The organism is Kitasatospora sp. NPDC057936 (assembly GCF_042887525.1).
In the GTDB taxonomy this organism is placed as follows: Bacteria; Actinomycetota; Actinomycetes; order Streptomycetales; family Streptomycetaceae; genus Kitasatospora.
Genome location: NZ_JBHVPD010000147.1, coordinates 1 through 7,452, shown reverse-complemented (window position 1 = coordinate 7,452; position 7,452 = coordinate 1). Strand labels below are relative to the sequence as shown.

Annotated in this window: 9 protein-coding genes and 4 pseudogenes; 7 read left to right on the top strand and 6 right to left on the bottom strand. The window is 66.3% G+C overall.

What is annotated here, in order from left to right; all coding sequences use genetic code 11:
- Positions 1-806, bottom strand: an 806-nt coding sequence (locus ACFVU9_RS42895) for a ribosome-inactivating family protein (protein ID WP_387603048.1), incomplete at its 3' end; no start/stop codon positions are given.
- Positions 807-889: 83 nt separating this feature from the next.
- Here ACFVU9_RS42895 and ACFVU9_RS42890 point away from each other — a divergent pair.
- The 6 genes and pseudogenes from ACFVU9_RS42890 to ACFVU9_RS42865 all read left to right on the top strand — a co-directional run.
- Positions 890-1,084, top strand: coding sequence for a helix-turn-helix domain-containing protein (locus ACFVU9_RS42890; RefSeq protein WP_387603045.1), 195 nt, complete (start codon positions 890-892; stop codon positions 1,082-1,084).
- Positions 1,085-1,305: 221 nt separating this feature from the next.
- Positions 1,306-1,614 (top strand): transposase, encoded by a 309-nt coding sequence (locus tag ACFVU9_RS42885; RefSeq protein ID WP_387603042.1) that lies wholly within the window; start codon positions 1,306-1,308, stop codon positions 1,612-1,614.
- Positions 1,611-1,886 (top strand): annotated as a pseudogene (locus ACFVU9_RS42880) (IS3 family transposase); the annotation flags it as partial. The gene ACFVU9_RS42885 and the pseudogene ACFVU9_RS42880, both read left to right, overlap by 4 nt.
- A pseudogene (locus ACFVU9_RS42875) lies at positions 1,847-2,062 on the top strand (IS3 family transposase); the annotation flags it as partial. The pseudogenes ACFVU9_RS42880 and ACFVU9_RS42875, both read left to right, overlap by 40 nt.
- Before the next feature lie 53 nt (positions 2,063-2,115).
- Entirely contained in the window at positions 2,116-2,313 is a 198-nt protein-coding gene (locus tag ACFVU9_RS42870; protein ID WP_387603039.1) for an integrase core domain-containing protein, read from the top strand.
- Positions 2,314-2,361: 48 nt separating this feature from the next.
- Positions 2,362-2,622 (top strand): annotated as a pseudogene (locus tag ACFVU9_RS42865) (hypothetical protein); the annotation flags it as partial.
- Between the two features lie 57 nt (positions 2,623-2,679).
- On the opposite strand, the gene ACFVU9_RS42860 reads toward ACFVU9_RS42865, so the two are convergent.
- The 3 genes from ACFVU9_RS42860 to ACFVU9_RS42850 all read right to left on the bottom strand — a co-directional run bounded on the left by ACFVU9_RS42860 (position 2,680) and on the right by ACFVU9_RS42850 (position 4,961).
- Positions 2,680-3,027 (bottom strand): winged helix-turn-helix domain-containing protein, encoded by a 348-nt coding sequence (locus ACFVU9_RS42860; RefSeq protein WP_387603036.1) that lies wholly within the window; start codon positions 3,025-3,027, stop codon positions 2,680-2,682.
- A gap of 711 nt (positions 3,028-3,738) precedes the next feature.
- Positions 3,739-3,918 (bottom strand): hypothetical protein, encoded by a 180-nt coding sequence (locus ACFVU9_RS42855; protein ID WP_387603033.1) that lies wholly within the window; start codon positions 3,916-3,918, stop codon positions 3,739-3,741.
- 68 nt (positions 3,919-3,986) lie between these two features.
- Positions 3,987-4,961, bottom strand: a complete 975-nt coding sequence (locus tag ACFVU9_RS42850) for a GlxA family transcriptional regulator (protein ID WP_387603030.1) — start codon at positions 4,959-4,961, stop codon at positions 3,987-3,989.
- Between the two features lie 1,081 nt (positions 4,962-6,042).
- Here ACFVU9_RS42850 and ACFVU9_RS42845 point away from each other — a divergent pair.
- Positions 6,043-6,165 (top strand): hypothetical protein, encoded by a 123-nt coding sequence (locus ACFVU9_RS42845; RefSeq protein ID WP_387603027.1) that lies wholly within the window; start codon positions 6,043-6,045, stop codon positions 6,163-6,165.
- A 10-nt stretch (positions 6,166-6,175) separates the two neighbouring features.
- Here ACFVU9_RS42845 and ACFVU9_RS42840 read toward each other — a convergent pair whose 3' ends face one another.
- The gene (locus ACFVU9_RS42840) at positions 6,176-6,706 is read right to left on the bottom strand and encodes a transposase (RefSeq protein WP_387603079.1); all 531 of its coding nucleotides are present in this window, start codon (positions 6,704-6,706) and stop codon (positions 6,176-6,178) included.
- Positions 6,658-7,190 (bottom strand): annotated as a pseudogene (locus ACFVU9_RS42835) (winged helix-turn-helix domain-containing protein). The gene ACFVU9_RS42840 and the pseudogene ACFVU9_RS42835 overlap by 49 nt, the downstream one beginning before the upstream one ends.
- Between the last annotated feature and the right edge of the window lie 262 nt (positions 7,191-7,452).

Sequence of the window (7,452 nt, the reverse complement as noted above, 5' to 3'; positions counted from 1 at the left end):
TCCCGCAGGTCCTCACCATCCGGGCCCTCAAGGAGCGAGCGGCGAGGACGAGAATGTCCGGATCCCGTGCCCGCCATCGCGACGGCGAGGATCGCTACGAAAGACTGAAGTCCACTAAAGGTGATCCCAGATACAGTCACTGGCAGGGATTGACGGCGGGGAGCAGCGTCATTAAGGGCCCGATGAAATGCCTGCGATATGGCCCTCCAGTTATTCTGGATGTCGATTAGGTTCGCCGGCAGGCGACGACCCTGCCCAATCCAGTTTTCCGTGATGGCTGCTCTAATCTGACGGAATCGAGTGGCCTCCGAAATCATCTGAGCCAACCTCAGGACACCTCGCGCCCGGATTTGGTCATTTTGGCCAAGCAGGTCCGAAACTGCAGAACTCATATCTTCCCGACTGAACGCCATATCGGATCGTGAATACCCAGAAATGCGTTCCACGTCTTGGTATGCGACGCCCATCCTTAGAATGGTTGGATCCAGGCCCCTATAAGGGGGGAGCACCCGCTCCTCGAGGAGATAGAGAGTACTGGGGTGCTCCTCAACGGGATTGTATCCCACGAGATACAGATTATCGTACCTGATATGAATATCTACGCGCCGTTCGCCGCTCGTGAGTCGCACAGCGAAAGTTGCAGGTGTCTCACTGGCGCGAGTGGCTCGCGCTTGTCGAATGGTGTCATAAATCGGGCTGCCTGCATGCGTTACGATGGACTCGATGAACGCGCTATATTTGCCCGCACTGGCGTGCGGGATATCGAGTTCCGCCACCACTTTCCGTCCCCACATGTCGTTCGTCATGCAATTATCTCCTTATTCGAAGTACCGTGACCGTATTGCCGGTTCCATTATCTCGTGATTCCGTCAGCGTTACTTGATCTTGCGTGGCAGGGTTGCTTGGCACGGAGCTCTTCGTGGAACAGGCCGCCGCATTGTGGCAGTTGGTGAACAGTCACGACATACCTGCCGATATAGCTACGCAAGGCCGGATCGTGCTATGGTCGAGCGAAGGACGTCGACGCAAGGACATTGCCGAGCTGCTTGGCGTATCACCACCGACAGTGGACCGCTGGAGGTAGCGTGAAGAAACTCGTCAATAGCAACATGAACTGGCATGAACAGGATCGCGAGACGCCAGGCTCACCTGCTCCTGGATCTGTTATAGCCCACAATCTAGGGATGGAAAGGAGTATTTGTTCCCTGATAACAAATACTTGGAACTCGTGACAGGATCTTGGGTGTTGGGGCTGGTCAGGCGTGACTGGTGTGACGCGGTGTGTGAGTACTCGGCCGTGGGATCATGGACGATGACGTGTGGGCACTCGTGAAGCCGCTGTTGCCGCCCCGGCCCGAGCGGGCGCCGGGGCCACGGCCGGTGGACGACCGGCTGCGTCCGCAGGGCATCCTGTACGTCCTCCACAACGACGTCGCATGGCAACTCCTGCCGCTGGAGTTGGGGGTCGGATCCGGGCAGGCCTGCCGGCGGTGCCTGGATCGCTGGCAGGCCGGGGTCTTCGACGAAGCTGCACGGCGGGAGAACCGCCGCCTGCGCGAGGACGTCGACATTCTCAAGCGTGCGACAGCTTTCTTCGCCCAGGAGACCCGGTGACGGTCCACCCGTTCATCGAGGCGGAGAAGCAGGCAGGCCACAGCGTCAAACGGGCGTGTGAGCTGCCGAAGGTCTCCCGAGCCGCCTTCTACGCCCGCCGCACCGCCGTGCCTGGTCCCCGCGCGGTGCGCGACCTGGACCTCACTGAGAAGATCACCGAGGTCTATGCCGCCTCGCGCGGCAGCTACGGCGCCCCGCGCGTCCGTGCCGCCCTCCAGCGCAACGGCCAGCGGTGCGGCCGCCGACGCATCGCACGGCTGATGCGCCAGGCCGGGCTGCAGGCCGACACCGCAGACGGCGTCAGCGCACCGCAATCCCCGACCCGCAGGCCGCCACCCGTCCGAACCTGGTCCTGCACGACTTCGAACCGGACCCCGCCGGCCTCGATACGCGCTGGTGCGGCGACATCACCTACATCCCCACCGGCGAGGGCTGGCTCTACCTGGCCACCGTAATCGACATCGCCTCCCGCCGCGTCGTCGGCTGGGCCACCGCCGACCAGTGCTGGGAAACGCACTCGCCGAGTCCTTCTTCGCCACTCTCAAACGGGAGTTGCTCGGCGAGCGTCCCTGGCCCAGCCGGGCCGCGGCACGGACCGCGATCTTCGAGTGGGTCGAAGGCTGGTACAACATACGCAGGCTGCACAGCAGCCTCGGCTACCGCAGTCCCGCCGAGTACGAAACCGTCCTGGCGGCCTGACCGCCACACCGACGGTGTCCGTCAAAGCGGAGCAAGCTCAGCCCTCAAGTGTCTGGCCAAGCGCTACCGGCACCTGAGCGAGGAGATAGCCGACGCGGACGCCGACCTGCGCGTCTTGATCACCCGCACCGCACCCGGCCTGCTCGCAGTGCCGGGTGTCGTACCAAGACCGCCGGGCAGCTGCTGGTCACCGCCAGCGACAACCCCGACAGGCTCGCCTCAGAGGCATCCTTCGCCCGCTTGTGCGCTGCCGCACCCGTGCCAGCCTCGTCCGACCGCACAGACCGCCACCGACTCGACCGTGGTGGAGACCGCCAGGCCAACCGCGCACTGCACACAATCGTGCTGGTCCGCATACGTCACGTTTCAGAGTCGAGCTCCTGGCGCCACGGATTGGGCGAAGTGGTGCGGTATGCCTGTACTCAGCTCCAACAGGTAACCCTTGTCTCGCACCGTCTTGATCAGGATTCCCATAGGTGCCACCCGTCGCCGCGTTCGAAGCACCCGTATGTCCAGGGCGTTCCGACGGCATTGTTCATTGCCCGGCCAGAGGTGCGCGGTGATTTCTGCCCGGGTCACCACGGACTGGAACGAGGCGAGTAGCAGCCGCAGCAGACCGGCCTCGCCGCCGGACAGCGGGAGCTGCCTTCCCCTGAAGTAGACGATGCCGGCGCGGTCGACCAGCGGCAGGCCGGCCAGAGCTCTGGCGCGCAAGGTCGCGCACCGAATACGAAGCTCGCCGTCGTCCCACGGAACCCGTATCCAGTCCTCCAGCGGGTCGACAGACGACGGCGGCAATGCATCAGGCCCGATAACGAGAAGCCGTGGGATACCGCGAGCTCGATAACGTCTTACCTCTGGTGCTTGATCGGGCCAGTACAAGACAGGTACCGCCGGGGTCGTCGCGATGCGCCGCGGGCAGCTTGTCGCCGAGCCATAGGGAACTTGAGGAGCCTTGGCAGACATATCGGTAAACTTTGGCGGCATCGTCGCCTCTTCGGGGAAATATAAGTTGAGTCGGTTACCAGCCGGTCGGGATGCGCCAGGAGTCCGTGCGCCGTCGTCGACTGCGCGGGGAGGGCACGGGAGCCGCCCGCCCCGTCACACAAATCGAACCTTAAACTACGGCGAGTTCCAAGACCTGCAGGGCGTGCCTCCACAGTGCCTGGGCCTCGGGGTGACGCTGCACCGAAAGTAGGGCCGCTGGACCGCTACGAAAGCGGCATGTCCAACACGGCGACGTCCGCCCTCAGTTCACAGCTCAGGCCGACGGCCCGCTGCCAGCCTTGTGCCCGGGCCACCAAATCCATGTGCGGCTGGAACGTGCCGGTCGTTTCCGGGGTTTCCGCGGACGAGTGACTCGTCGCCGGCGATCAGGAGGCGGGTCACGGTCGCTCCCTCCGGCCCCGACGTGGGCCCACGACGTCAGGTGACTTTCTGCCAGCCACACGGGGACACGGTCGTCGTGTTCGCGAGTCCGCAGTAAGCCCGGCGCATCCATAGGGTGCTGCCATGGTGGTGCTCGGGGAGCGCGGCGCGCGCCTCCTCCGCGGTGTCGAAGGCGTACTCCTTCCCTCTCGGGGTGCGGATCTTCCAGTCGTCCATGGGCATGCCTACCAGGCCCGGTCCTCTCGACATGGCGGTTTCCCTTCGTCGTCCGGGGTGAGTACGTGTCAAGACTGTCGGCGGTACTGCTGGGGTGCCAGGCCCAGGGCACGTTGGAAGGAGCGTCGCATCGCCTCGTAGCTGTGGTAGCCGGCTGCCCGCGCCACACGTTCCATGTCGTCCTCCGTGTCCTCGAGGAGGCGCCGCGCGGTCTCCAGGCGGGTCTGCGTGACGTAACGGCCCGGGGAGACTCCGGTCTGTTCGGTGAAGGCCCGGGTGAAATGGCGTGGGGACAAACTTGTCCGGCGGGCGAGCGCCTCGACGGAGAGGTCTGCGTCGGGGTGGTCTGCGATCCATTGCTGGATGTCGCGCAGGGACGTGCGGTGTGCGGCCTGCGCCTTCATCTGCGTGGAGAGCTGGCGCTGATTGGACTGACGACGCAGGAAGACCACCAGGTAACGCGCGACGACGTGGGCAGCGTCCGGTCCGATGTCCTCCTCGACCAAGGCGAGGGCAAGGTCGATGCCGCTGGTGACCCCGGCTGAGGTGGAGACTTTGCCGTCCCGGACGAAGACGGGCGTCGGGTCGACCGTGACACCGGGGTAAGCGGCGGACAGGGCCTCGGCCACGGCCCAGTGAGTCGTGGCCGTGCGGCCGTGCAGCAGCCCGGCCTCGGCAAGTAGGAATGCGCCCGAGCAGATCGAGGTGATCCGGCGGGCCTCCCCTGCGTGGAGGCGCAGCCACTGAACGACGTCCCGATCGAGGTTGCCCAGTGCAGCCATGCTCGGCCCTGGGACGACGAGGGTGTGCGGCGGCGGCGCGTTCTCCAAGGCCGTGTCCGGGTGGATCCGGAGCCCGCCGGTTGTGCGTACCGGAACGCCGCCCGGACTAGCGGTGCGCACCCGGTAGACGGGACCGTCGGGTGAGGCGTTCGGGCTCCGGGTGGCGTAGCCGTTGGCGCCGGTGAACACTTCCAGGGGGCCGGCGACGTCCAGGCCCACGACACCCTCGAACATCACGATCAGTACGTCGCGGGCTCTCATGCCCCCAAGCGTCTTGCATCAAGCCAACGGCGGCAAAAGGCCGAAGGTCCCATCACTCCAAGTAGTGACCGGCTGCCCCGCAGACCGTCCGAATGATGGCGTGAAAGCTGGCAATCTCGTCCTGTGTGTCCGGTTGTTCCAGAACCGTTCCTCGCCGTCCTCCAGCCGCTAAACCGCGCGATGCAGCAGGACCGGCCCGACACAAGCGCTGGGCGGCCCAAGCCGGCGTCGAGGGCACGTTCTGCGAGTCGCCCACGGCACGGCATGCGCCGCCGGCGCGGATAGGCCGAGGCCATCTGCAGCGGACACCCCGGAGCCCGTCTGCTGGAAGCTGCGCCGGAGGTTCCACTGGGGCGCACGCTTCCTGCCGCACCGCCGCGAGGATTCCACTCCCCGCTCCCGCCGAAGGTGCACAGCGGCCTGGGCGCCCGCAACAGGCTCCACGCCGGCTACCCGCTCCACAGCCTCACCACCTGCCGCCCGAACCCCTGGCCGCGACCCGCCAGGTGAAGCCCCGGCAGCGGCGGGCCGCGCAAACGGGGAGGTGGATGGTCATCTGATCAAAGCCGCCCCTCCTCCTGTGTCTCCCTTCCCCGGGTCCTCCGCTCCGGACAGAGCATCAGGCGCGGCGGCCCGGCGGCGCCCCGTGTACGTTCGCCGTGTGCAACAAATGCCGTGGTCGGCCGAACCACACACCGCGGGCGGACGCGCCCGACCGGTCTCAACAGGCCGACGGGTCTCGCGGCGGGCTCCGCCTCACCCGTTCTCTGGCGCACCGTCCGCAGCGCCTGCCCCGCTGACACGACAACGGCCACCTCAGGAGTCCCACGATGGAACTCTGGCTGCTGAACCACCAGATGGCCGACCGCAGGGACTTCCTGCTGATCGCCGACTCCAAACTCGTGTCCCACTCCAACGTCACCGCCCTGCTGGACGCGAAGGTCGTCTTCATCGCCCCCGCCCCGGCCGCGAAGGTCCCCGACGAGGTCTATACCGCCTTGAACCTCGAAGATGCGCAGGTCGTGGCCTACGTCCCGGACCGGGACGCGGCAAACCCACCGACCGGCGTGAGATCTACCGCGTGTTGGAAGACACCCATGCCCTGCCCGGGCGGCGCAAGAGCGACCCGGTGCACACCCTGCGCAGGATCCTGGTCCACTCCAGCGGCAATGCCCGCGGCCAGCAGGCCGCCCGCGCCTACTGACTTCGGCTTGTCAGGGTGGCGCGGGTGCGTCGAGGATCAGGCCGGTGCCGGCTATGAAGCCGTCGAGGGTGTCAGGCCGGTACTGCAGGCGTTTGAGCCGGTTGCGGACGAGGGCCTCGAGTCGGTCGCGGGCCATGACGGCGAGGTTGGCCAGGCTGCGCTTGACGTGTGCCCAGACCCATTCCACGGGGTTGAGGTCGGGCGAGTAGGCGGGTAGGAGGAACACCGTCAGCCAGGCACGCTGGGCGATCAACTCGCGCATGGCGTGTGAGATGTGGGTGTTCAGGCGGTCCCAGACCAGCACGATGGGCGCCTTGACCAGTTGGTGGACGCCGTCGATCAGTGCGATGAAGTCGCGCTCGCCCATGCTGCGGCGCTTGCCTCTGCCCGCGGGGTGGGTGCGCAGGCGGTGGCACAGCCGGGTACGGTAGCCGGGCCGCATGGCGATCATCCCGGCCACGGACAGGCGTCCCGAGCGTCTGCCGCTGACGGTCACGACCGGCGTGCGGCCTCGCCGGCCCCAGGTAAGTCCTTTGGGCAGACGACGGGTGAAGCCTGCCTCGTCCTCGAAGCAGATGTAGCCCCCGCAGGCCGCCCGAGCGCTTTTACCTCCGCTCAGGTCGCCTCCTTCCATGCGGCAACGGCCTGCTCGTCACGTTCGGCCACCCGCCGCGCGGGGACCTGCGGGCTGAAGCCGAGCCGGTGCATCAGCCTCGTGGCGCCCGAGATGCTGTAGGAGACGTGGAACTTCCGGCCGATCAGCGTGGCCACCCTCACCGCGGTCCACACCTGGTCCTCGATCCAGCCGTGTGCGGCTGGGCCCTGATCCAGGTACGCGCCAGTTTCTCCAGGCAGCTCGCGGATAGACGGCACCGCGATCCGCTCGGGCCGCGGGAGGCCAGTGCCGCGACCCCGCCCTCCCGCCACAACTGGTGCCACTGGTAGGCCGACTTCGGGCTCACCCGCAACCGTCGCGCGACCTCCGGCGGCTTGACCCTCTGCTCGAACAGCTCGGCCGCCTGGATCCGTACCACTTCCCGGCGCGCCCGTCCCGCGACGGTCAGCCCGCCCCCATCCGCATATCTCACACACCACCGGATACAGCCACGGCTCCAGACTCATCAGGGACTTCGCGAAGGTTCACCCTGACGAGCCGAAGTCAGTAACACGAGGAAAGCCGGGTCTGTCCATTGAACGGCTCTGGCCCGTATTCGGTGGTAACGAAGGGTGACGGTTGTCGTTGGCATGGTGTGCATGAGGTCAACGAGCTTGTGAGTGTGGTGTTTT